The 25137-nt window shown below is 43.3% G+C and carries 16 protein-coding genes; 6 read left to right on the top strand and 10 right to left on the bottom strand.

All coding sequences use genetic code 11. The features are described 5' to 3' along the window. From ABIN22_RS21965 to ABIN22_RS21925, 9 genes are all read right to left on the bottom strand, one after another. Positions 1-1896 carry a protein kinase domain-containing protein gene (locus ABIN22_RS21965; RefSeq protein WP_346911249.1) on the bottom strand — a complete coding sequence of 632 codons (1896 nt, stop codon included), beginning with the start codon at positions 1894-1896 and terminating at the stop codon, positions 1-3. A 175-nt stretch (positions 1897-2071) separates the two neighbouring features. Continuing rightward, positions 2072-10627 (bottom strand): Ig-like domain-containing protein, encoded by an 8556-nt coding sequence (locus ABIN22_RS21960; RefSeq protein WP_346911247.1) that lies wholly within the window; start codon positions 10625-10627, stop codon positions 2072-2074. Next, positions 10624-11073, bottom strand: coding sequence for a hypothetical protein (locus tag ABIN22_RS21955; protein ID WP_346911245.1), 450 nt, complete (start codon positions 11071-11073; stop codon positions 10624-10626). The genes ABIN22_RS21960 and ABIN22_RS21955 overlap by 4 nt, the downstream gene beginning before the upstream one ends. 3 nt (positions 11074-11076) lie before the next feature. Continuing rightward, entirely contained in the window at positions 11077-11619 is a 543-nt protein-coding gene (locus tag ABIN22_RS21950; RefSeq protein WP_346911243.1) for a hypothetical protein, read from the bottom strand. Continuing rightward, positions 11594-13351, bottom strand: coding sequence for a serine/threonine-protein kinase (locus ABIN22_RS21945; RefSeq protein ID WP_109732763.1), 1758 nt, complete (start codon positions 13349-13351; stop codon positions 11594-11596). Before ABIN22_RS21945 ends, ABIN22_RS21950 begins: the two co-directional genes overlap by 26 nt. An 11-nt stretch (positions 13352-13362) precedes the next feature. Next, complete coding sequence (locus tag ABIN22_RS21940) at positions 13363-14145, bottom strand: PP2C family protein-serine/threonine phosphatase (RefSeq protein ID WP_118622172.1); 783 nt, start codon at positions 14143-14145, stop codon at positions 13363-13365. Between the two features lie 66 nt (positions 14146-14211). Beyond that, positions 14212-15912, bottom strand: a complete 1701-nt coding sequence (locus ABIN22_RS21935) for a trypsin-like peptidase domain-containing protein (protein WP_243099453.1) — start codon at positions 15910-15912, stop codon at positions 14212-14214. Between the two features lie 173 nt (positions 15913-16085). Further along, positions 16086-17339 (bottom strand): Mbeg1-like protein, encoded by a 1254-nt coding sequence (locus ABIN22_RS21930; protein WP_346911240.1) that lies wholly within the window; start codon positions 17337-17339, stop codon positions 16086-16088. Continuing rightward, positions 17336-18058 carry a hypothetical protein gene (locus ABIN22_RS21925; protein ID WP_346911238.1) on the bottom strand — a complete coding sequence of 241 codons (723 nt, stop codon included), beginning with the start codon at positions 18056-18058 and terminating at the stop codon, positions 17336-17338. Before ABIN22_RS21925 ends, ABIN22_RS21930 begins: the two co-directional genes overlap by 4 nt. Before the next feature lie 661 nt (positions 18059-18719). On the opposite strand from ABIN22_RS21925, the gene ABIN22_RS21920 reads away from it, so the two are divergent. From ABIN22_RS21920 to ABIN22_RS21895, 6 genes are all read left to right on the top strand, one after another. Beyond that, positions 18720-19604, top strand: coding sequence for an Rpn family recombination-promoting nuclease/putative transposase (locus tag ABIN22_RS21920; protein WP_346911236.1), 885 nt, complete (start codon positions 18720-18722; stop codon positions 19602-19604). Between the two features lie 491 nt (positions 19605-20095). Further along, positions 20096-20992 (top strand): Rpn family recombination-promoting nuclease/putative transposase, encoded by an 897-nt coding sequence (locus ABIN22_RS21915; protein ID WP_346911234.1) that lies wholly within the window; start codon positions 20096-20098, stop codon positions 20990-20992. Between the two features lie 277 nt (positions 20993-21269). Next, positions 21270-21794, top strand: coding sequence for a histidine phosphatase family protein (locus tag ABIN22_RS21910; protein WP_346911232.1), 525 nt, complete (start codon positions 21270-21272; stop codon positions 21792-21794). 16 nt (positions 21795-21810) lie between these two features. Continuing rightward, a complete protein-coding gene (locus ABIN22_RS21905) occupies positions 21811-22158 on the top strand; it encodes a hypothetical protein (protein WP_346911230.1) in 348 nt (115 codons plus the stop codon). Then, positions 22155-23048 (top strand): GNAT family N-acetyltransferase, encoded by an 894-nt coding sequence (locus ABIN22_RS21900; RefSeq protein WP_346911228.1) that lies wholly within the window; start codon positions 22155-22157, stop codon positions 23046-23048. Before ABIN22_RS21905 ends, ABIN22_RS21900 begins: the two co-directional genes overlap by 4 nt. A gap of 20 nt (positions 23049-23068) precedes the next feature. Beyond that, positions 23069-23719 (top strand): uridine kinase family protein, encoded by a 651-nt coding sequence (locus ABIN22_RS21895; RefSeq protein WP_346911226.1) that lies wholly within the window; start codon positions 23069-23071, stop codon positions 23717-23719. Here ABIN22_RS21895 and ABIN22_RS21890 read toward each other — a convergent pair. Continuing rightward, positions 23685-25136 carry a GntR family transcriptional regulator gene (locus ABIN22_RS21890; protein WP_346911224.1) on the bottom strand — a complete coding sequence of 484 codons (1452 nt, stop codon included), beginning with the start codon at positions 25134-25136 and terminating at the stop codon, positions 23685-23687. The genes ABIN22_RS21895 and ABIN22_RS21890 overlap by 35 nt on opposite strands. Position 25137 lies beyond the last annotated feature (1 nt).

Genomic DNA, 25137 nt, shown 5'->3' with positions numbered 1-25137 from the left:
TTATTCCTCCAGTTCCTTCATAATCTCAGCCAGCGCCTCCATATCCGGGTCTGTCTTCCCGAAAGACCGGTACCGGTGCATGCCGTCCTGAAAACGAAACTTAAGCTCCTCAAGAATATTTTCATAACCCCCCTGTTCCTTCGCCAGATCCAGGTAGTTATAACACATCCACATCGGGACCACATAATCCTCATTGTAGACCTGGTTCATCTCGTTTAAGTGTGTATTACTGTCTTTGTATTTCCCCATCGCACGCTCTACCAGTGCCAGATTCAGCCGGTCCTCATAACTCGGGCTGCCGTTCCCGTTCAGGCTCTGATAGCATGCCAGTGCTTTCTGGAGCCATGCATTCTCATTGACTTTCCTGCTCTCTGAGGATGCCGCCTTTACCGCGGACTGCCCCATGTGCCGCAGTACTTCTTTTGAGCCATCCAGCTCTCTGGCCGCTTCCAGTGACGTGACGGCATTCCCATACTCTTCCCGGCCGTCATAGATCGATGCTTCCAGAAGATATCCGGAAATCAGCAGCTCCCTGTCTGATTCTTTCTCGAACAGCTCTCCCAGTTCCTCCAGCGCGTGCTCGTCATCCTCAGCCATCCGGGACATTTCCGCCTGTATCAGCAGCCGTTCTCCGTCGGATAAGTTCCTGAGCCCGTCTGCTGACTCCATGATCCGTCTGGCTTTTCCAATCTGGCCGCTGCGCACCAGCGCAACAGTATAATCCCTGCATAAACCGCCGTCCTTTGGCATCAGCTCCCATGCTTCCCCGTAACAGGATGCCGCCTCCTCAAAATTTTCCTGCCTGAAGTAGCTCTCTCCAAGCAGGCGGAGGACACCGGCTTTTTTGTCATCATGTTTTCCAAGATACCCTTTATAGGTACGGCTGTTCAAAATTTCCGTCGCCTGCGAGATGATGTCTGTCTCTTCCTGATTTTCTGCTGACACATACAACTGTCTGTATGCCTGCTGCCACTTCTCCACGCTATTTTGCCAGTTTCCATAATAGAGCAGCAGCACCCCGGCCACCACACACAGTATCCATGCAAATACACTCCCTGCCTGAGCGGCCGTATATCCCTTATACAAAGGGTCCATCCTGCTCACATCTGACAGGGCCTTCTTCATCTGCCCCGCCGTCTGGAATCTGGCTGTTCTCTTTTTTCTCAACGCCTTTGCCACCACGGCCCTCAGGCCGTCACTGTAGGGGATTTCCATAGAAAGAATATCCCCGTACTGTTCCCGGTCGGGTGAAGGCAGCTGCCCCGTCATCACTGTGTAAAAAACCGCGCCGAGGCTGTAGATATCCATCCGGGCATCCAAAAGCTGTGTATTCTTTCTTCCATTTAAGATGTCCTGCGCCTTCTGGTACTGTTCCGGCGCGGCAAACCAGGGACTAACTCCCTGAATATCCTTTGAGACTTCCCCATCCAGTGAAATGTTAAAATCAATGAGACATACATTCCCCTGTGACGTAATCATAATGTTGGAGGGTTTGATGTCGCTATGAAGAATCGGCGGGTTCTGCGTGTGCAGATATTCCAGCACCTCGCAGAGCTGTATCAGCCACTGACGGATCACCTGTTCCGGGAAATGGTATCCCTGGTCCAGATACTGCTGCAGGTCCTGTCCTTCCACATATTCCATCACCGTATAAATACTCGTCCCGACAACCAGAAAGTCATATACCTGCGGCAGATAAGAATGGTGCAGGCGCTTCAGGATATCGACTTCCGCACGGCCGTTGATCTGGCCTGCAAAATGGTCCTTGATCTTTTTTACCACAACCCGTTTCTGAAGACGCAGATGATACGCCAGATAGATAATTCCAGTCCCTCCCCGGCCTATTTCACGGATGATCTGGTACATCCCGTCCAGAATCTCACCATCTTGAATCATGTCAAGTCCTCTCCTTACTTTTCCAGATGAATGGTTACTGTTCACCCCCTACGGGCGTGCACAGTAACAATGAATGCTCTTAAGATGAAAAACGGCTGCCCAAATCTTTAGATTCAGGCAGCCCGATTCTTTCATACCACCTTAGCGGTGGAAGTCATTTCCCGAAGTAACTATTTTACTTTTCAGCTGGTTTCCGGTTCGTCTTCTTTTTCCTTGACATCAGGATAACGAGTACGGCCACAAAGGCTGCCAGTCCGACAGATGAGCCCACTACTAATGGTGTGTTTCTGTAGAACTGTACCAGAAGGTTTGCTGTAATCAGCACGCGGATTTCAGAGGTCTCGGCTGTATTGCCTGCCGCGTCTGTGGCTAATGCCCTGATCTCCTGCCAGTTACTGGAATCTGTCAGTGAGAACGGAATCTCGCCCTTCTGCTTCAGGATTTCTTTCGCATTGTAGCTCTTTGAGGTATTCTCTTTTCCGTCCACATCTACTTTCAGGCTGTCCATTGCCACATTATCGGCAACAGTGATCGTAATGTCACGGCTGTTCGTCCTGTACTGACCGTCATTCTCTACTCCGGTAATAACTACCGTTGGTTTTGTCTTATCAATTACAAACTCAATATCTGACTCTTTTACTTTATTATTTACTTCATTATTCGCACGGTCCTTCGAATCAATTGTAATATTATAGAGACCTTCCCGTTCGAAGTTGGAAGCTTTCATCGTGTACTGGTAGCTCTTCCATGATGCCTCGTTTCCGCTTTCCTTCACGGTATAATCTTTACCTTTTTCTAGATTTACCAGTTCCCCGTCCAGTCCATAGGAGATTCCATTGTGGACCAGTGTATCTACATTGATCTCCGTAACAATCAGATCCTGCTCCTGGTTGCAGTAGTACTGATCCAGAAATGCTTTTGTAGCATCACCGAAGATAAAGTTGGATCCAAAACGGTTTACTGAGAACATGACTGATTTTTCATCTGTATTTCCGGCCATGTCCGTTACCTGCGCAGTCAGTGTATACACGTCATCCACTGACTCCTTATGCTCAAAGTCTGCCATTTTAATGCTCTCGCCGTTCGGGATTGAGGAGCGCGTTCCGCTGACTGTACGCTCGGAATGCTTTGGTCCTTTGATCGTAAGCTTAACCGCGGATGCATCGTAATTTACATCACTGTATTTCACACCCGGCGCTACCACGCCGTTGTTTGCAGACTTATCCTTAATATCAAAGATTTCGATCTCTGGCTTCGTCTGGTCAACCGTAAACTTATCCTGCGTGTAAGCCGTTGCCGGGTTTCCTGCAAGGTCTGTATAGTTGATGGTGAAGGAATAATCTCCGTCCGCAGCGAAATTTATCGTTGCCGTATGGCTGTCGCCGCTCGTTGACCATCCATTCACTCCCGGTGTACTGATACCCTGTGACTGAAGACTAGCTGATATCGCTGCCTGTACCTCGGTACCATTGAAGTTGTGCTCATTCACCGTGATCGTAGCGGTACGCGGCTTGTCGTAGTAGGTCCCGTTGGCCGCACTGTTGTTGTCGTATGCCACACTGATTGTCGGGGTGGTCTGGTCGATGGTGAACTCGTCGACTTGTGTGTACTCTGAGCGGTTATTCGCGCGGTCTGTGCAGTTCATGGTGATGGTATAATCCCCGTCTGCCGCAAAGGTAACCGTACATGTGTTAACCGCCTCATCGGTTTCTCCCGCTGCCGGGCTTATGTTCCATCCACTGATAACCGGCATTGTTCCGTCTGTATTCGTGATTGTAAAATCTACCGCGTCCGGATCAAAGTTCCGTTCTTTTACAGATACGGTTGCAGTCCTTGTCGCATTATAGTATCTGCCATTTGACGGGTTATTCAGGTCGTATGTGATCTGAACCTCCGGTTTGGTAATATCAATCTTGATATCTTTTTCCGCTTCTGAAAAATTACCGGCATAATCAACAGCCCTTACCTTAATTGTCACGTGATTGCTGTTATTCCTATCTGCAAAAACCGTCTCGCTGTGGTGAATGCTCTGCACTCTTGCCGTGCTGTCGCTTAGTTCAGCATTATAATTGCCGTTTTGTGTTTCATTCCCGTCACGCAGTACCTGATACTCTACCGTTTTTAGACCAGCGTAAGTACCTCCTGCTTCCGGATCTGTTACGTCAATCGTAAATGGAACATCGCTGTTATATATTCCCTGAGATGGCTCTGCTATCGTAATTCTAATCTCCGGCGCCTGTGGTTTTTCACTGTCCGCAATCACACCTTCCTGTGCATTAAGATAAGTAATGTTGCCTGCTCTGTCCACGATTTTCTCATATACAATGACCTGTTCATTTGCATCTACAGAGGTATGATATCCGTCTGTCCAGTTCGTAATGTTATCGAGCTGTGCCCATGTTAAAGCCTTAAACGTATATCTGCTCTCAGCATCAGGAACATATTTGTAGTACTGGGTTGATGCTACTCCCGCAGTGATATCGCTGCTAGTCAGCTCTACATCCTGTGTACTACCTGTAAAGATATTGAAAAATACCATTTCAAACAGTCTGTTCCAGATACCTTCGTTAACCTTAATTTCGCCGGTAGGGGCGGTCTTATCTACAGTAAAATAGTGTGTGCCGTAATCCACTTTATTTCCTGCAAGGTCTTTGTAAGTCAGTGCCAATTGATAATTTGCATCATTCACAAAAGTAAAGACTTGTGTTCTTACATACCCTTCTGATGTCCACTTCCCTCTCGTGTCTGCACTTTTCGTATAATTTTCAATAACTACATCCTGATTGACTGTATCAAGGGCCTCATAGGTAAGATTCATTTGTCCCTTTTCGAAAGCCTCAGCCTGATCCCCCCGCTGGAAGTTTCTTTCTGTAATCTGAACGGTTGCTGTGATTGTCTTATTTCTATACAGCCTGTTCTTCTCTACATCTCCGGCCGTTACAGGTTCTCCTTCTGCCTCATATGTTACCGCAATCTCAGGAACTGTTTTATCTACAGTAAAATAATGTGTATCATAAGATTTTTCCAATGCGTTTCCTGCAAGGTCTGTGTACTCCATCCGGAAACTGTAATCTCCGTCTGCAATGAAGTCAAATGTCTGTATCCATTCATAACTATCCGCACTGCCTGCCGGTTTCCACATGCCTCTTTCCTTTGCCGCACTTTCAAAATCCTTTGTATTTCCCTGAGAGCCGTCGTCCATCTTCCATGTAAAGTAAGGCACCACCTGCTTCAATTCTTTTGAGAACGAATCCTTCAAGCTGAAATTTCGTTCCTTTACTATTGCTACGGCCCTGATTGTCTTGTTTTTATACAATCTGTTGATTTCATCCGTAGAAATATTCAGTTTTTCAAGATCATTTCCATTTACAAGATAATATTCAACATCTAATGTCGGCTTTACCTTATCTACTGTAAATTCTACAGGCGCCTTTGTCCCGTCTTTATATGTCACATCAGCATTCTTGTTTGATGCCTGATCTTCAATATGCGGAGTAATACTGTAATCCAGATCCTTAGATTCACTGCCTGTAAATTCAATTTCACATGTCAGCGTTCTGTTATCACTAAACTTCTCTGCTTCCAGGCCTTCCTCTGAATCTACGATCCGCAAAATCTTGATGCCAGATTGATCAGCAATCTCTTCTAATTTCTTCAGTGTAATATTAGAATATGGCTTCTCACCAGCCTTAAAATCAAATGTAACACCATCCCGATTGATATTTCTTTCCGTATAAGTAATCGTCATCGTGCGGTTTTCTTTGAAATACTTTTCATTTGCCGCATCATTATTGTCATATTCTACATCTATTTTCGGATTTGTGATATCAATCTTCAGTGCCTTTGACATGTTGGATTCATTTCCGGCGTTGTCAAATGCTTTTACTTTAATCATGACATCATTGCTGTTATATGACTCGGAAGGAATGTCTACATCAATACTGTAACTTTCCTGCCTTGCTTCCGGATCGAAATCTTTTGTCCCGCTGACTGGTCCCGGCTGTCCATTAACATACACACCATATTCTATGTGCTTCAGACCTGAATAAACATCCCTGCCTTTGGCATCCTTCATAGCGGTATCCTTTACATCGATCGTAAACGATACATCTGAGTTATAAACAACATCCTTTTTCTCTACTATAAAAGAAGTAGAAGGGGCATCCGTTGTAATATTGATTTTTATTTCTGCTTCCTTCTCTTCACAGATCGCGCCATCCGCATTCAGATAGGTGATATTTCCAGCCTTATCTTCTATCTTTTCATATGGAACGATCTGTTCTGTTTTTTCAGCCTTATACTCATAATACTGAGACATCGTTTTAGAAACATCATACCCGGTTAGCTTTGTCCAGTCACTGACCACCTTTACCTCTTCCTCGCTCAATGAAGCAAAGCTGCCCCTTGCATCCCGTCCCGGATAATGTTTATAGTAACTGATTTTCACGGGAGAAGTTTTATCCTCCGCGGCTGTCTTATATGTAACTTCCTTTTTGTTAAAGAAGCCAAATGTAATAAAGTTCAAAAGTTTGTCATAAACAGACTCATCTACTTTAACCTCACCGCTTGGCGCTGTTTTATCAACCGTAAAGTAATGACATGCACCCGCATCGCCTTTTACCAGAGATGCCTCATTCCCGGCCTCATCCATGTATGTGATGTTAAACGTATAGTTTGCTTCATCTTGGAAGAGGAATGTCTGTGTCCGGCTGTCCTGACTGTTTACCCAGTTTCCGACATTCTGCGCAGAACTGTTGTGGTCTGCCTGATTCACCACAGTTCCTTCAACATCTGTCGCTGTTTCGGTTACCTTCATCTCTTTTTCTGTAAAGGTATCTCCTGCCGCAAAGTTTCTTTCCGTAATCGTTACTTCTGCCGCAATGAACTCATTCTTATACATGCTGTCCTGTTTGCCTGTACTGATATCGCCTTCGGCTATATCCGCAATCTTGTTCCCGTTTTCGTCAACCGTATAATATTTGACTGACATCTCAGGAGCCACACGGTCTACCGTAAATTCCTTCGGTGCTTCTGTACCCTCTTCGTATTTAGCACCTATCGTTTCATTTCCTGCCTTATCTGTAGCGTGTGGAATTAGTTTGAAGTCTATATCTTTATCTGCTTCCCCGAATGAGATCTCATACGTATGTTTATCTGCATCCGTGTCCTCTTTCGGTTTGACACTGATTCCTTCCATAGCATTTAATATTTCCAGAGAGACAGGACCAGCCTCTCCTGCCACTTCAAAAATCAAACCGTCTTCCGTGAAGTTCCGTTCCGTATAGGTAATCGTCATCTTACGGTTTTCTTTGAAATAATGACCATTCATGACCTCATTATTATCATAAGATATCTCAATGGCCGGCGCTGTTTTATCGACAGTAAATGCTTCTCCTGCCACAGTACCTGTTTCGTAGACCACGGGTTTATTCTTGTTCCCGGCCATATCTTCTGCTGCTGGTTTTATGACGTAATCAATGTCCTCGTTCGTACCGCCATTGAATTCTATTTCATAAGTGATCGTTCTCTCATCGGTGCGTTCTTCTTCCTTCCATGTTTCCTGTGTATCACTTATACGCTTTACTATAACACCATCTACTGAGCCTAATTCTGGCAGTGTTTTCGTCTCAGTAGTCTTTCCGCCGTCTGTAGAGAATCCAAATGCTACCAGATCTTCCTGGAAATTTCGTTCCTTATATTCGATCGTCATGGTACGATTGTCACGGAAATATGTTTCTTCTGGTGCATTGTTGTCATAGGAAACCGTGATTTCTGGCTGTATCGTATCAATACGCAGTTCACTGCTCTCCTCATCTATGATATTGCCCGCCCGATCTGTTGCAGTAACAGTAATCTTTACCTGATTGCTATTACACTCATCCGCTTTCAGTGTTCCCGTTATCTCATAAAAAGACTTTTTCGCTATTTGATCGAATGTGTTTTCCTCATCCGGCCCTATATCTGAGAGGTTATTCAGGTCATTGTTATCCAAAATGTAGCTGTTCGTATATGTCGTTTTATTGCCTTCTACTTCTTGAGCACCAGCCTGAACCTGAACTTTGATTTCGCTGATTCCTGACTGAACAGGCTCCGGATCTGTAACCTTAAGTTTATACTTTACATCATCCTTATATACGCCTTTAGCTGGTAAATCTGATGTGATTTCTAGTTCAATATCAGGTTCACTAAGTTCAATTACAAGTCCATTTGATGCATACACCGCAGCGTTACCTACTTTATCGACAGCTTTTACTAAAACAATATAATATCCTGCCTGACTTGCCGGTACCTCGATTTTTAAACCTGTCATACCCTGCCATACTGTTTCGGATGCTGCCGCATTATGAACCTTTTCGATTACATTATCCCCAGATTGGATTTCCAGAAGAGAATATGCATATTCCTGCACGCCGCTTCCTGCTCCATCAGAGACTGTTATGTTTTCTGTATGGGCGCTATTTGTAAAGTTTGTAAATACGGTTTCCCCCTCAAGTACAGAACTGAGTCCCGCCGTTCCCAGATTCTTAAACTCCACTGTCGGGATTTGATTATCAATTTTTACTGCACCTTCTGGTATCTTGTTATTTTGATCTTTTTCCTTACCGGATGTCGTTCTTGTATTTAACTGGTCCTGTAAAGATAAATAAATTTCATTTTGTGCATCTGTTATGGTTCCTTCTGCAACACTGTCCGGTTTTATCTTCAGTATATGGTTTGGAACTTCTGTTCCTGAATTCTTAATATGTATCTTGTTATAAAAAGTTGGATCTGTTATCTTAAATGCAGCTTTTCCTGAAGCACTGATCCAAATGACTCCACCCGCCTCAAACACATGATCGCTGTTGTCAGCATCCAGTTCCAGCCGGTTCCAAAGTTGTTCATCACTTACGGTCTCTTGCGTAATTCTGAGGGGTGCACTATACGTTTCTATGTTGGCGCTGTCAATCGATACCTCATAATTTCCTGCCTGAGCTTTTGTTACTTCTGGCTGGATTGCACTGTCGTAATCTTTTACATAGAAAGAGGTTCCATTCAATACAATCTTCGCATAATCTGTCAGGGTCAGCGTATCACCTTCAAGCAGACCTTGTTCAGTATTGTCTGTAATCTGTCCATTCTTACCGGCCAGTTCTATGCTAATAGCGTGTTCCTTTTCCGCCTTCTCAACCGCCGCTTTAATCTCATCCAAAGTGCTGCCATAAGGAACTTCTACGTATTTATCATCCTGTTGTCCAATTTTAATAAATACCGGTCTTCTTTTGATTTCTACCTGATTTCCGTTCTCAAGAGAAACCTCTTTCTCTGACTTATCAAGGGTTAATGTATAGTTTCCATAAGCCTCGGATGTAATCTCTGTAATTGTACACTCGTTGTACTTGCCTGCGTCAGCCTTTGTCTGGTCTTTCCCAAGTACCACATCTGCTGTCGCTTTAATTACAAGTTCTTCTCCTGCAAGTATCTCATTCTTTTCGTTACTTGTCAGTTTTCCTGTAAGGTCCGGTATTTGAGCTGTCCCATCGTATACTTTATCTGAAGACTGCCATACAAAATCTGACAGTGTAACCGTTCCCAAATCTTTAGGCTTTACCGTGATTTTACATGTTGCTGTGGATGCGGCATATTGACTGCTCGCTTCAACAGATACAGTAATTACAGTCTCTCCGGCACCTTTTATCTCCACCTCGCCTGTAGTTCCATCTACTGCAGCAACCTGAGCTTCGCTGGATTCATAGGTAATCACATTTCTATCTTTCAATGAATCCTGAACCACAGCTACATTAACGTCACTGTCGCCGTAAGTCACTTCTATTTTGGATTTTTCAAGTTGTACCGGATAATCTTTCAGATAATTTCCCGCAGTATTAACATCATTTTCCACATAGAAGCTGGCCTCTGATCCTGAATAGTGTGCGCAAAATGTCTGATTTCCGATAAATTCTCCCGCGTTGACTATAATAGATGCTTTTCCTTCTGTAATCTCTTCTGAACCTATTTCATTTGACGTATCAATGGAGTCCTTATAGAAGGTTACAGTACCGTCTGCATCTACCGGCAACTCGGCCTCTAATTTAACAGACGGAACTCCTATCCCACTATCCGGTGATGCAGTAAGCGTCATCGCTGGTATCTCACACACGGTAATCTTCTTTGTCCCCGACACTTCGTTTCCCGATACAGTGATTTCTGCTTCTCCCTTTGAGATTCCTTTAACCACACCTGTTGACTCGTCTACTTCTGCAATTGCAGGTTTCGATGATGACCATGTGTAGATAACATTCTCTACTCGGTTACTAACATCCAACTTACGTATCTCATCTTTTACAATTTTTACGTCATCGGATGGACTAATTTGAATCGGTTCCATAGGTGACAAAATAATCTCTACTTCATCACCCTCTACCGTTTTACGTTCCCCGGGATTATATTTCCCTTTTGTAGCTTTAAATTGATATTCAGCAGTATCATCAAGACCTGTGAAGACTACTTTTCCATCACTATCTGTCGTTTCCGTCTGAGAAACTTTTTCTGAATCACCGACATAAATCTCTACCTGTACATCCGGTAAAAACTTTGACGACTTGGCATCTTTGACTATGAACGTAATATCTGTAGTTCCGTTACCTTCCGCACTCGCTACCAATGTTACATTCGGCAGCACGCTGGTAAGAGGTAACAAAAGCGCCAGCAAAAACGCACAAATCCTTTCTCTTAGTTTACTTTTTCCCTTCATTTCCTGCTGTCTCCCTTTCCTTTTTTATTTTCTATCAGTATCGCTGTAAATATCTTCCCGTTTAAAAGAAAATGTGAATACAGACTTAAGACCAGCAGAAATACGAACATTACTGCTGCTATCTGGTTTGCACTGTTTGTGCACACCAGAAATATGGTCGCTGCAAGTGAAATTATAAATACAATATCTGCTATGACTGCCGGTTTATTGCTGAAAAACTTCAGCACATTTGGTTTACGGAATGTTCTCCTGAAAAAGATGATATAGCTGATCACTCCTCCCAGAATCCCCAGCCAAAACAGCACACCGGCTGCATATCCCAGCGGATTCATATTCCCTTCTGAATCAAAGGCTACAAGCACCATCCATACAGAAGCCGCTGAGATCAGGAATTGTATGTATACGAGCATAAATGCCTTCTTTCTGTTTCTTTTCCTTCTCCTCATTCTTTACAAAACCTCCTCCGTATGTACCCACATGGTTTCTTTTATGATTTTGAACGGCCCCGGCAATGTAACCTCCGGCTCTGCCGCCTGCTTCTGTAAATTCTGTGACAGCACAGTCGTTTCTTCTGACTGGTACAGAAGCGTGGTCTCCTGAGATCCGTCCCCTCCCAGAGGTTCCGTAATCTGCCCTGGCTGTGCTCCCGCATGAACTGACTCCTGATGCACCCCAGTGCTGCCTTGCACCCTTGCTTCTGCCTGTACATTCAGATTCGGGGCAGTCACCGGATAGCTTATTCTCTCTTCAGGACTCAATGACGACGGTGTGTGCGAAACCATGTCCTGTCTGAGTTTTCCTGTCTTTGCATTGATCTCTTCCATCTTTTGAATGGTCTTTTTTGCCCCGCGTCCCGTCTTCATGTCTATGATTCCACGGATATTGAACCTGAAAAACAGGACACATGATACTGCGAAAAAAATGCAGGCAAGGATCAGACATACAGTAAACCCGGTATGGTAAATATTAATCATTTTCTCCAGTTCCTGCATCCTTTGTCCCTCCTGTTTTACTATTTATATCCGTCCCCCGGTCTGTGTACGCAATGTTCACCTGTGTTCTTGCCCAGTCAATATTTCCCAGTATTTTTTCCTTCAGATTTTCGATATCTGTCCGGTCACTTTCATTCAGAACGATAATATCTGTCTCCAGTCTGGACTGTGTTTTGTCCAACTGTGCTGTAAGTTCCTCGCTGGTAACACCCGCGGCCTTAAAGCTCAATGGATTCTGCCCGATCTGATAAACCACTTCGTTGTACATAACAAGGGCAGTCTTCACATTATCCATTTCAACAAGGTTCCCGCTGACAAGCTCCGTTAAATCTTTCCAGTAATCTTTATAAGTCGTTGTACTGTCCCCGGCTTTGTTGCTGCTGTGCAGATTGGCATAGTACCCTGCAATCCTTCCGAGCCTTTTTGCACGCTCAACCTTATTACTATCGAGTGTATCGCTGGCTGAAGCGATATCAAACCATGCCTGAGACATCTGCTGGTTTCCGCTTCCCTCATAATAGTAATAATAGGCAAGGCCCATCTGGAAGGCAAAATCGTCATACGCTTCCTTATCCGCTTCCAGATAACTTTCACATGTCCGGTTTCCGCTTCCTTTATACCCAAGGATTTCTGTCATTTTTGCGGCCTCATCCTGTGTAAAATTATCGTCGTCCAGAAATGCTTTGTTCAGCAGATCTATATACCCCTGAGCCTCCCCCGGATTCAGATAAATCGCACTTTTATAATTTTCAATCCGTTCCTCTATCGTTCCGGCAGACACCGCATTTTTTAAATACTGGGTATAACTGCTCTTCGTCGTTGATGTTTCTGCCACTTTGAATCCCACGCATACAGCAAGGGATACGACGGTCAGTATAGAAGTAGCCAGAAACGTCCGCCATTTCCGGTTCTGTTTTACTTTATATTCATGGTCCAGTTCCCCATAATGTTCCAGAGCGTACATCAGCTCGGCACAGGACTGGTAACGGTCATTCGGATTTTTCTGCGTACACTTCAGAATAATCTCTTCCAGCCCGGATGAAAGATTCGGGTTCCACTGGCGGATCGGATACATTTCGTAGGGCGGCATGCACGGGTTATGTCCTGTTATCAGGTGGTACAATGTCGCCCCCAGACAATAGATATCCGTCCTCGCATCTGTCTGCCCCTGCCCGCCGAACTGCTCCGGGGCCGCGTACCCCTGTGTTCCGAGACAGGTTGTATCCGCAAGACTGGCTGATTTATATTCTCTTGCGGTACCAAAATCAATAATCATGATATTCCCGTCCGGCTTCAGCATTACGTTCGATGGCTTCATGTCCCTGTATATGATCGGCGGGACTCTGGAGTGCAGATATCCCAGAACATCACAGATCTGTTTTGCCCACTCGATGACTTTTTCCTGCGGCTGCGCCCCTTCCCTGTTCAGGGCTTCACTCAGAGGCTTCCCTTCTATATAATCCATGACAATCAGGAATGTATCCTCACAGTCAATCACGTCGATGATACTGGGCAGGTTCGGATGGTTCAGTCTTTTTAAAATATCCGTCTCGGCAATCAGATTCTGTTTAACTACCTCGTAATTTGATACTCCGTCTTTTCGTATCTCTTTGATCGCCCAGGGTTTGTTCGCCCGCTCATTCATGGCAAGGTAGACAATGCTCATTCCACCCTGGCCGATCTTATTTAATATTTTGTATTTTCCATCTACGATGGAGCCTATCTCAAGCATCTCTCATTCCTCTAATCCGTTTTTATAATTACTACGGAAATGTTATCGCTTTCTTTTCTCTGCTTATTCAGTTCTGTACAGTAGATTGCAGCATCCCGCATCGATTTTTCATCCGTAAGTAACCGCGGGTTTAATATTTTTACAAATTCTTCATCTGTAATGAGATGGCGGAATCCGTCAGAACAGAGGATGAAAACTTCGTCCTTCTGATACTCTCCCTGATAAAAATCGGGAATCACAACCTGGCTGGCTCCCACGCACTGCAGCAGCACATTCCTTTGAGGATGGTTCCTCGCCTCCTCCGGTGTCATGCGCCCCTCGTCCATTTCCCGCTGGACATATGTCTGGTCCCTGGTAATCTGGTGCAGGCTTTCATTCAAAATATAAATCCGTGAATCTCCCACATTGACAATATAATACTGATGGTCTATCAGCAGCAGGGCCACCAGTGTCGTCCCGCACGGCGCATGAAATCCGGCGCCATAATCTGCAATCCTGTGGTTTACCTGATCAATCAGTTCATTCCAGCTCTTTTGCAGAGAATTGTAATTAATTTCCTTTGCCTGCCTTTCTTCATATAAAATAAAAGGCAGCTCTTTTTCAAACCACTCAGAAAATGCCCTAATCAGAGCAGCACTGGCGACCTCACCCTTTGCAAGGCCGCCCATTCCATCACAGATGACGGAGAGAAGTACCTCCCCGTAATCTGTAGATGCCTGCTTGATTAAGACAGAATCTTGATTGGTATCTTTTTTTATTCCTACATCGCTGTGTGCAATACTTAAAAACCCCATCTAAAGTCTCCTGCCGTATCTGTTCATAAGCTTGAACAGGTACCTTCTGCTTTACTCTTATTTTGCCTATGATAAATGAAATTCAAATTCTTCATCTGATAATTTTAAAACAGACTGATCAGATAATAAGGTTTCCTTATGAGGGCTCAATTGAATCCCGTTTACAAATGTAAAGTTTGTAGCACCCTGGTCGGTTACATAATAATCGGCGCCTTTTTTCACTATCTCACAATGAACACGGCTTACAGAAGTATTATCTGATATACAGTAATTCACCTTTCTTCTTTCTTTTCCGAGCTTAAAGTTCTGTACATTGACTGCAATCTTCTCTCCGTTCTTTTTGCGGATCAGATATGCACTGCCGGCATTGCTCAGCAGTGTTGTCTCTCCTGCCCCTGCGTCGAGCAGCGTCGTTTCCCCTGCCCCTTCCGGCATTGTCTGAGGCTGTGGTGAAGGGCCGGGCTTCGCAAAACTGTCTACTGCACCATATCCGTCATTGCCGTTCATATTTGAAGGAATCGGTCCTGGATTCGGCCTTGGCCCAGATGCCGGTCCCGGGTTCGGAACCTGTGAAGACTTCTTCTTTTTGCCTGACATCACGACTGCCACAATGATAATAACAACCAGTAGTACGACTGCGGCAACAATGAAGATAATCATCATCATGTTCGGACCTGATTTTTCCTCAAGATTCGTAATTGCATCGTTCAGGTCATCTGTTGCGCCCTGAATCGCAGCCGCCTCTGCGGAATCGTTTGCCAATACTGCTTCTGCTGCCCCGATGCTGTCGTTGAGGGCGCTTACAGTTTCTTCTGTATAGTTCTCTACGTCTACAGCTTTCGCTTCATCCACTGCTGACTGGAGTTCGGCTAGGATGGCGGTGTTGTCAGGTTTCTTTTCCTCTTCTGTTTCTTCTGCCACTTCTCCCGAAGTCTCTGTTGAATCTGTTATATTACCATCAGAAATGCCTCCAGCAGGACCTGTTACATATGGTATGCCGAATGTATCCAGTCCTTTTTTTATGTAATTGATCTGAATAGAATAATTTTTCTTTCCTGCAATAAATGTATTGAGGCCGACTACATTATCATCTTTATCTAAGAGAGGGCCTCCGGAATTTCCAAGGTTCAGCGGCGCTGTATGTTCAATAATATCCACATTGCCTGTAACCGTCAGTTTGGATATCGCTCCTTCAACTGTTGAAACATCATCTTTTGTATTGTAATTTTTTGTGCTGACTGAGTCTGCCGGAAATCCCATTGCATAAACAGTATCTTTAGTCTGTATAGCATCACTGTCTCCAAGTGCAACCGGCTTTCTGTCATAAATCTTTTCCGCAAGCTTTACAGCCGCGAAATCCATATCGGAACTGTTTACACTGTCATGCATAGTTGCAGCGACCTTCATATCACGGTTTACATAAAGATATAATTTGATATGGCTGTCAGTTGCCTGCATATCAGGAATACCGCTTATTTCCCTGAGATCATTGAGTTCGTCCTGATCAAATACTGTAACAACATGCTTATTTGTCAGTACATATTCATCATTAATCAGGAAACATGTTCCGCCCTTATATGGATGGTAAGTTCCGTTATCATCCTCGATTCCGAGTGTCATTAGCATGATACTGTCCCTCGGATCATCCGTCGCAGTCAGATTATTCGTTTCATCCTCTGCCATTACCGGAAGTGTCATCATCAGCATCATACACAGTGCAACTGCTAATGTTAAAATCCGTCTTGCCTTTTCTCTTAATGTTTTCATAAACTAGCCCTCCTACATGGTTTTTGGGAAATCTCCCATTCTTAATGAACCATTCCTTATCTTATGGTGAATCTCCCGATATGATATGATTATGCTTATCGTATATTTGGCAACCACAAGTTACAATATGTGGCAGCTTTTGTGGACACACTTTTTTCACATATTTTCCATTTTTAGGTATAATTATCCACAATTTTAACTTCATAAGACCGGTAACACTGTGTACAATCCCTTCCGGTCTGGCAGTAAATATCCATTTTCCGTGCATCCTGTTCAATACTGTTTGTTAACCCCCACAGCTTTAACTTTACATATCCGGCCGCAATGGAATCAAAAGCCAGCTCTCTCTGGATCTTTTCCACTCCCTCTTTGATCTCTTTTAAACCGGAACTGATTTCTGCCAGTTCTTCGATCTCCCGGTCCACTGCATATATATTCACCTCGAACTGTGCCTGACGGCCTCCTGAAGAAAGGATATCTGTCCACTGCTTCCACAGGTTTTCAAATCCATCTTTGATGGCGTCAATTGTATTGAATAAAACAGCGGCTGCTCCACCCGTAATCAAAAATAGGGAATAGTCGAGTGCCTCTGACAACGGGTCTGCCAAAGAGGCAAACCAGTCTTTTTTCCCATATACGGCATTTCCATTTTCATCAAATTTCACAACATTGTATGTGTCATGACGCCAGAGCATGGACTCCAACAGCCCCTTGCCTTTCGGTGTATCCGCCTCTATTGTCCGGAAATCAGATCCCGGAACCCGGTTGAGAAGGCCGCCGCACCAGCTCCACTGATAGTGAGTGATTATCCCCTTTGACTTCCCAATATCATTCGCGTGTGCAATTAAATACTGCTTTGAAAAACCAGGGCCGTCCAGATTTACACACTGGCTGATTTTATTCCTCATCCCGTCCGGCGCCGTGATCGCTGCATGTTCTGCCAGATTTCCTCCCAGTGAATGGCCTGTCAGTCCAAAATTGTCATACTGACCGCCGTACTTCCTGTAAATATCCTCCATATACTTTTGTGCCGTTGCCTGCTGTGGCGTCAGTATACTATTTGCCAGTCCAATATCCGACTGAATCCAGTCCTTCTGGATGTCATCCCAGCTTTCAGATTCACTTCCCCTGAAGGCAACCAGTGCATCGCCGTCCCCACTGTCCAGCAGGCAGGCATACATACCACTGCTGCTCTGGTTATCCCGTATATCGCGAATCTTCCAGTTTCCACACTCCTGACTGACCGGGTTTTCGTTTATCCTGTCAAGAAGCTTCTGGATCGTGTCTTTCCTGTCCCCTTCCGCCGCCTCCAGCTCCATATCCAGCAGTTCCCTTACCGTATACTGTCCGGAATCCACTGCATCGCGGTCAAAATCTATGTATGCAATCTGCGATGCTATAATCATCTGAATATCCCGGTAACTCATAAATAATCACCTGCCATTTCACGAAACTGTGTTTCACTCACCTGAATCACCCCGTTTTCAAAAGGCAGTGTGACAGGCTCCGTATGTTCCAGTACCTCGTCAAATTCATAATCCACTTTTGCGGTTTCCGTCAGATAAGCTTGTACTTGTTTTAGCACCTTTTCGTTGGTTATATAGAGCTTTAAATTTCCGCTCATACATTCCAGTCCGGCAAATGTATTTGCAAGTGCCTGATAAGCCTGCGCTATATTTTTTTCTGCCGGATAGTAAATAAGGTACACTGCGAAACGGTTCTTTGTTTTTATGGACATAAAATCCTGCATACTCATGTCTGCCTGAACCGAATCAATGGATTTACTAACCGCCTGTACCTTTACCTGAAGGTACCCTGTAAGGCCGCCCAGATTCCTTTCTATCTGCTCTTCCGCCGCACGGCACACCCTCGACGCCACATATTCGTCTGTAATAAAAGAACCGTCAACCGCCGCCTTAGCCTCAAACAAGATATCCGGGTGTTCGGTGGAAAATGCCAGCACTTCATAATAATCACTCATGCTTTCCTGCCCCAGATACTTTTCGATTTCAAACTCTTCATGGTACTTCTCATTCAGCATTTGAACTGCCTGTGCTTCCTGCTCCTTCCTATTTGGAACACACGCTGTCAGATCTACTGCTGCAATACTCATTACAACCACCCCCGCTATTATGCTCTTTAACATCTTCATAACTTTTCTTACCTCTGCTTTTTCTATGCCCGAAGGGCATGTGTTACAGTAACCTTGAATGTTACTGTTCACAGGCAAGCCTGTAAGCAGTAACGCGCCTGCTCATTTAAAGTCGCCTGAGGCGAGGAGCAGGCTTATTGGCTACTTTACGTTCTTCCTCCCAGCCTATCAGCGTAGTGATAGTCTGGGGAGTGAACAGTAACCCTTGAATCTACTATAAATAATGTTTGATAAAATTTGATTGACTTCTGATAAATGACCCGTTTTACTGATAAACGGCAGATGTGAATGGAGATGAGGAGATTATTGGGGCATTCATAAAAAAGCGGGCTGATTTAAAAAAGTAATTCTAACTCCTATTTCGTCATATTGCCTAATTGCTCTTTTCCTTATCCCATGCTATACTCTCATCAGAAACTTCGAAAGGTATTCACCTTTCATTTTTCGATCGGCAGTTCGCCGGTTTACCCCAATTAATTACTTATTAGAACCGCAGAAAACAATGAATCTTCTACATTTTTAAGGTACTTCTGTCTTTTACATATCCATATATCATGATATGATAATAATAAATCAGAATAACTCCTTACATGTGTACCATTCGTTTTCTGCACAGGAAAGGAGATTTCATTTTATGACCAAAGACAACTTTATTATGTTACCCACTGTAGACTTTTGTTTCAAGGAACTGATGCAGAACCCCAAAGTCAGGAAAGGCTTTATTTCAGCATTGCTGGACCTGTCCCCGAACGAAGTAGAAGACACCGTCCTTCTGCCCACACTGCTTTCGAGGGACTCCGCTGATGACAAATTAGGAATCATGGATGTAAGGGTACTGCTTAAAGACGGGACGCAGATGAACATGGAAATGCAGGTCAAATACTTTGAATACTGGGATGAACGCGCCTTGTTCTACTTAAGTAAGATGTTTGACAGCCAGATCCGTAAAGGTGAGTCCTATGAAAAGCTGCAGAAGTGTATCCATGTAAGTATTTTAGACTTCATCCATTTTCCGAATGACAACAAGTGTTACCGCAGGATTCATTTCCGGGATGATCAGACATCACAACTGTATTCCGATAAAATGGAACTTCAGATACTGGAGCTGAAAAAACTGCCTCCTGAGGTTAAGACCGGAGAAGATGTTCTTGCATGGATGAGGTTCTTCAGCAGCAAAAGCAAGGAGGAATTTCAGAATATGGCTAAAACAAACGAATATCTCGATGAAGCATACAATACATTGCTCAATCTGAGTGCTGACGAGAAGAAACGGCTAGAATATGAAGCAAGGGAAAAGGCATTGAAGGATTATAATACCCAGATCAGCAGCGCTGAAAAGAGGGGACTCAAAGCCGGGGAGGAAATCGGACGCAAAGCTGGCGAAGAGATTGGAATACGAAAGGGCAAAGAGTTAGGAAAAGAGTTAGGAGTTCAAGAGGCCCGTCAGGTTTTTAAACTATATATGCAGGGCAAGTCTCCTGAAGAAATTTCTAGTCTCTGTAATATCAGTATCGACAAAGTGAGGCAAATATTGGAGTAGTCTCTATCATTTTCAAACACAAACGTTTCCGAAATCAAAAAACTTTTGATCATCAGATTAACACGCTTCGGATATCATAGTAATTTATAGTTGCCAGCTGCCCTCTGGCCTTGGTAAGAGGATAGCTGGTTTTTATTATTTTCTGTTAAATCATATTCACGCGCTTAGCAGGAATGAGAAAAATGCAACTCCAATTTCGTCATATTGCCTAATTGCTCTTTCCCTTATCTCATGATATACTCTCACCAAGAAACTTCGAAAGGTATTCACCTTTCATTTTTCGATCGGCAGTTCGCCGGTTTACCCCAATTAATTACTTATTAGAACCGCAGAAAACAATGAATCTTCTACATTTTTAAGGTACTTCTGTCTTTTACATATCCATATATCATGATATGATAATAATAAATCAGAATAACTCCTTACATGTGTACCATTCGTTTTCTGCACAGGAAAGGAGATTTCATTTTATGACCAAAGACAACTTTATTATGTTACCCACTGTAGACTTTTGTTTCAAGGAACTGATGCAGAACCCCAAAGTCAGGAAAGGATTCATTTCGGCTTTGCTGGACCTGTCTCCGGACGAAGTGGAAGACACCGTCCTTCTGCCCACACTGCTGCCGAGAGACTCGGCTGATGATAAGCTGGGAATTATGGATGTACGGGTATTACTTAAGGACGGGACGCAGATGAACATGGAAATGCAGGTCAAATACTTTGAATACTGGGATGAACGCGCCTTGTTCTACTTAAGTAAGATGTTTGACAGCCAGATCCGTAAAGGTGAGTCCTATGAAAAGCTGCAGAAGTGTATCCATGTAAGTATTTTAGACTTCATCCATTTTCCGAATGACAACAAGTGTTACCGCAGGATTCATTTCCGGGATGATCAGACATCACAACTGTATTCCGATAAAATGGAACTTCAGATACTGGAGCTGAAAAAACTGCCTCCTGAGGTTAAGACCGGAGAAGATGTTCTTGCATGGATGAGGTTCTTCAGCAGCAAAAGCAAGGAGGAATTTCAGAATATGGCTAAAACAAACGAATATCTCGATGAAGCATACAATACATTGCTCAATCTGAGTGCTGACGAGAAGAAACGGCTAGAATATGAAGCAAGGGAAAAGGCATTGAAGGATTATAATACCCAGATCAGCAGCGCTGAAAAGAGGGGACTTAAAGCCGGGGAAGAGATTGGGCGCAAGGCCGGGGAGGAAATTGGACGCAAGGCCGGCGAAGAGATTGGAATACGAAAGGGCAAAGAGTTAGGAGTAGAGGAGGCCCGTCAGGTTTTTAAACTATATATGCAGGGCAAGTCTCCCGAAGAAATTGCCGGCCTCTGTAATATCAGTATTGACAAAGTGAAGCAAATATTAGAATAGTTTCTACTTTTTTCGAACGCAGACGTCCCTAAAATCAAAAAACATTTGGGCATCTAATGATTACGTTTTAAATCTCATAGTCGTTTATAATTGCCAGCTGCCCTCTGGCCTTGGTAAGAGGATAGCTGGTTTTTATTAGTAAGCGTTAATGCCGCAATATTGAATATATCTTACTATCCTTTTAGATTTATGCATGATATAATTTATCTGGTTAGACTCGTTATGAACATCATAATAAAATTCAAGTAAAAACTAAAATTAAACAGGAGATATCTTTATGAAGCTATATGTTGCCCGTCACGGTCAGACTTCCTGGAATGCACAAAATAAAGTATGTGGAGTTACTGATATAGGACTAAACAAAAAGGGAATAGTGCAAGCGGAAAAATTAGCAGACACAGTGGGAAATTATAATATTGATATTATTTTATCGTCCCCGTTAAAAAGAGCCGTGGAAACAAGTAAGATTATAGGCCGAAAAAATAATATTGCAATTCAGATAGAGGACCTTCTTGTTGAGCAAAATTATGGCATTTATGAGGGTGTAGACAGAAATGATCCTCGTTTTCTAAATAATAAAAGAGATTTTGCATATAGATATCCTGAAGGCGAATCTATGTTGCAGGTGGCATACAGAATATATGGAGTAATTGATAAAATAAAGGAAGAACAATACGGAAAAAATGTTCTTATCATTAGTCATGGCGGAGTATGCCGCATTATCAGAACATATTTTAAAGATATGACAAATGATGATTTTTTCAATTACAGATTAGAAAATGGTACGCTAGAAGAATTCTAGTGAATGGAGGAATCTCATGGAATGGTTTGGATTAGTGGCCCTTTGCCTTGTATTTTGTTATTCTTCATATCCCGGCAAAGTTAAACGGCTTGAAGCAGCGGTAAAAAGATTAGAGAAAAGGCAAAAAGGAGAAAATTATATGTCAAAATTAATCAGTGAATTAGTCAGTAAAGATTGCAAAATAAAATCTGATGATGCCCTGCAATTAGTAGGAAATACGGAATTGAATTGTTTTGTATTAGATGCAGATGATGAATGGATCAAAGTCCGCTTTGTAGATAGGAAGAAAAATCAAATCATAAAGCTGCTCAGGATAGAAAATATTAGTGAGGTCGAAATAATAGATGAGCAGGGGAGTTTATGATGGAACATTTCATTAAAGACTATTTTAATGATGATGCAAAGAGAACGCTTCTAAATTCTCTTACGCGGGAAATATATGGCTTTGATTTCACAGACTGGTATAACAATGGTTACTATACCGGAGAATATATACCTTATTCCATAGAAATTGATGGAAAGATTATTTCTAATGCTTCGGCCAATATTATGAAATTTTCTCAAATTAATTTAGATGGTGAATACAAAGAAAGAACCTATATACAGATTGGTACGGTTATGACTTTGCCCGAGTATCGCAGAATGGGTTTTGCCGGGAGATTAATCAAAGAAATTATTAAGGATTACCGTGACAATTGTGATGGAATATATCTGTTTGCAAATCTCAGCGCTCTCAATTTTTACGAAGATCTTGGATTCTGGAAAAGCATGCATTATAAAGTATCTGTTAAAAAAAATATTGTAATAGAAAAAAAAGATGCCGATTTCATAGAAATCAGGAAGAATAAAGAAAAAAGAGAGAACTATTTAGCTATGGTCAAGCTTACTACCTGTAACAGCTCTTTTGAACAGACGAATAAGTTTGGTCTTCAAATGTTCTATACTGGCGATTTCCAGAATGTATATTATTCAAAAAGTCTTAATTGTTTCGCATGCTATGAGTGTAATGAAAAGACATTGTATCTTAACAGTATAATTGCAGATAAAGAGACTTCTGTTAGAGATGTATTAGCGAAAATTCCAGATACATTTGATAGAGTTATCATTGGTTTTACACCTAAGAAATTTGATTTAGATATATTTGATTTAGAAGAATATGACGGTGCTGACAATTATCGTCTTTTCTGCATGGGAAATATATTAAAAGAAATCGAAGAGAATAAACTTTATTTCCCCGAATATTCTCATGCATAGCGAAAAGTAAAGGAGTGCCTATGAACCCAATATTAACTACACTTCCATCACTTGAAATAAAATCGTGGTCGGAAGAAACACTGTCCGTTCTGGCTGCAAAAATATTAAATCGCATGCCCAGACCTTTGATACTTATTGATGGGGCTGCCGGCTCAGGAAAGACAACCTTAGCGAAAAAGCTTGCTGAATTGCTGTATGCAGATCTGGTTCATACAGATGATGTAAGCTGGTGTGCAGACCCGGTCCACTGGGACGATGAGATGCTTGCGGGCATCGTGAACCCCTGGCTCTATGGGAAGAAAGTTTCTTATAAGCCTGCCAGCTGGATCAAGGAAAACCGTCCCGGTTACATCAATGCCGATCCTGACAGGGCGCTCATCATAGAGGGCATGGGCGCGTGCAGAAAATCGATGCGCGCAGCTGGGGCATATTCCATTTGGGTCGACACAGAGCCCGGGATCGCCCGGAACCGTGTTGTACAGAGAGATGTTGCGAATGGAGAAAATGGCGGTACCGTCGAGTCTGTCACAAAATTCGCTGACTGGTGGGATTCCCTGATGCTTCCTTTATTATTGGAGGAGGAAGCGTGGAAACATGTGGATGTAATCGTGGATGGGTCGAGGTCTGACTATCCCGCTATATTTCAGAAGGAACTTTATCCGCATTCTTAAAGCAAATCAAAGTATATAAACGGGCATCCAAAAATATGGCCCGGAAAGTCCGCTGAATAGAAGCGGCTGCGCTTTCACGGTCTCCTTTTCTAAGAGATTCACAGGCAAAAGCGAATTGTTCAAATCCCTCCTGCGCCAGAGACACACATTCCTCAATTATCACATATGGCCGGTCCAGATAATGCCCCCAAATCAAGGCATCATCAAACTGCTCAAGTATGTTTTCCAGACACTTAAACGGCATATGTGCCTTTAGGAAGGCCGTGATGATATGTATAATACCGGAACTTCTCTGCCTCAGCGGACTCAGTTCCCACTCAGATGCCGTATCTGCAAGCTGAGAATCATCCAGCATGGAAAAAGCGGCAGCGGAAAGTTTTCTGGTACAGACAGCCAGGATTTGCAGGACATTTAAAAAAAGTGTCAGATTCTTCTCGATGATATTTTGTTCTATACGGATAGGTGCCAGTTCTTCCGAAGTCCGCAGTACAGAACCTTTTTTTTCAATGGTATGGATGAATCCGATGTCACTTAGCAGAGACATTGCCTTGGACGCCGTTGATTTAGAAATCTTGTAAGTACGCATAATTTCAGGTTCTGAAGGAAAATAGGTACGATTACTGAACTCGCCTAGCTGAGCACGCCGATACAGGCTTTGAGCAACGGCTGCATAAAGTGGAGATCGGTTTTTCCCCCTGAACCATTGGTAATCAACCAGTTCCTCTGGTATTGGTACAATTCTCTGTAATTCATCTAAATATATTTTAGCCTGGTGTCCCGCATTTTTATACATCTCCTCCAGTCTGGCAATTAAAGCTTCTCTCTCTTTTCGTTCAGCCATCTCCTGCATAACTGACAGATTCTGTTCCATAAAATCTGTCGATACAGTAAAAGGATTTTCTAATTGGGACTGCATGACATAAGGAAACCTCGCATAATGCTCCATGTCAGTCTGAAGGTCAAGTACAGTCTGGTTATTGTAGGGAAGAAGCATCTCTGTAAAAAAAGCTGCTATATTCCGGTTATTAGTAATCTGGCTGCCTGCAGGGTCTGCCGCGTCCACAAAAGCACTTAAATCGCTGCAGCGCATCGCCCCTCCGGCGTAAAGGGAGGGCATGAGTAATTCCAGACCACTGTAAATATCTAAAATACTTTCTCGTCTTTGCATCAATGACTGGATGTAGCCTTTTTCACTTTCGTCAAAGCAGACTGTAGCGCGCTTACCGGCAGAGGTACATATCACACCTTCATCCTTCAGCATACGGATTACCTTTCTTACAGTGGTAATTCCAACCTGATACCGCTGGCAAAGCTCACTCTGGCTGGGAAATGCCTCTCCACAACGGAGAACACCGCTGTATATCTGTGTCAAAATGGATTGATAGAGCACTTTATAAAGCCGGCTTTCCTGTTCCACG

The organism is Faecalicatena orotica (assembly GCF_905197545.1).
GTDB classification, from domain to species: Bacteria; Bacillota; Clostridia; order Lachnospirales; family Lachnospiraceae; genus Faecalicatena_A; species Faecalicatena_A orotica.
This window is presented reverse-complemented; position numbering and strand designations above follow the sequence as displayed.

Coding starts and splice junctions, on each gene's coding strand:
- ABIN22_RS21965 (WP_346911249.1), bottom strand. CDS start 1,896: ATGATTCAAGATGGTGAGATTCTGGACGGGATGTACCAGATCATCCGT.
- ABIN22_RS21960 (WP_346911247.1), bottom strand. CDS start 10,627: ATGAAGGGAAAAAGTAAACTAAGAGAAAGGATTTGTGCGTTTTTGCTG.
- ABIN22_RS21955 (WP_346911245.1), bottom strand. CDS start 11,073: ATGAGGAGAAGGAAAAGAAACAGAAAGAAGGCATTTATGCTCGTATAC.
- ABIN22_RS21950 (WP_346911243.1), bottom strand. CDS start 11,619: ATGCAGGAACTGGAGAAAATGATTAATATTTACCATACCGGGTTTACT.
- ABIN22_RS21945 (WP_109732763.1), bottom strand. CDS start 13,351: ATGCTTGAGATAGGCTCCATCGTAGATGGAAAATACAAAATATTAAAT.
- ABIN22_RS21940 (WP_118622172.1), bottom strand. CDS start 14,145: ATGGGGTTTTTAAGTATTGCACACAGCGATGTAGGAATAAAAAAAGAT.
- ABIN22_RS21935 (WP_243099453.1), bottom strand. CDS start 15,912: ATGAAAACATTAAGAGAAAAGGCAAGACGGATTTTAACATTAGCAGTT.
- ABIN22_RS21930 (WP_346911240.1), bottom strand. CDS start 17,339: ATGAGTTACCGGGATATTCAGATGATTATAGCATCGCAGATTGCATAC.
- ABIN22_RS21925 (WP_346911238.1), bottom strand. CDS start 18,058: ATGTTAAAGAGCATAATAGCGGGGGTGGTTGTAATGAGTATTGCAGCA.
- ABIN22_RS21920 (WP_346911236.1), top strand. CDS start 18,720: ATGTTACCCACTGTAGACTTTTGTTTCAAGGAACTGATGCAGAACCCC.
- ABIN22_RS21915 (WP_346911234.1), top strand. CDS start 20,096: ATGTTACCCACTGTAGACTTTTGTTTCAAGGAACTGATGCAGAACCCC.
- ABIN22_RS21910 (WP_346911232.1), top strand. CDS start 21,270: ATGAAGCTATATGTTGCCCGTCACGGTCAGACTTCCTGGAATGCACAA.
- ABIN22_RS21905 (WP_346911230.1), top strand. CDS start 21,811: ATGGAATGGTTTGGATTAGTGGCCCTTTGCCTTGTATTTTGTTATTCT.
- ABIN22_RS21900 (WP_346911228.1), top strand. CDS start 22,155: ATGATGGAACATTTCATTAAAGACTATTTTAATGATGATGCAAAGAGA.
- ABIN22_RS21895 (WP_346911226.1), top strand. CDS start 23,069: ATGAACCCAATATTAACTACACTTCCATCACTTGAAATAAAATCGTGG.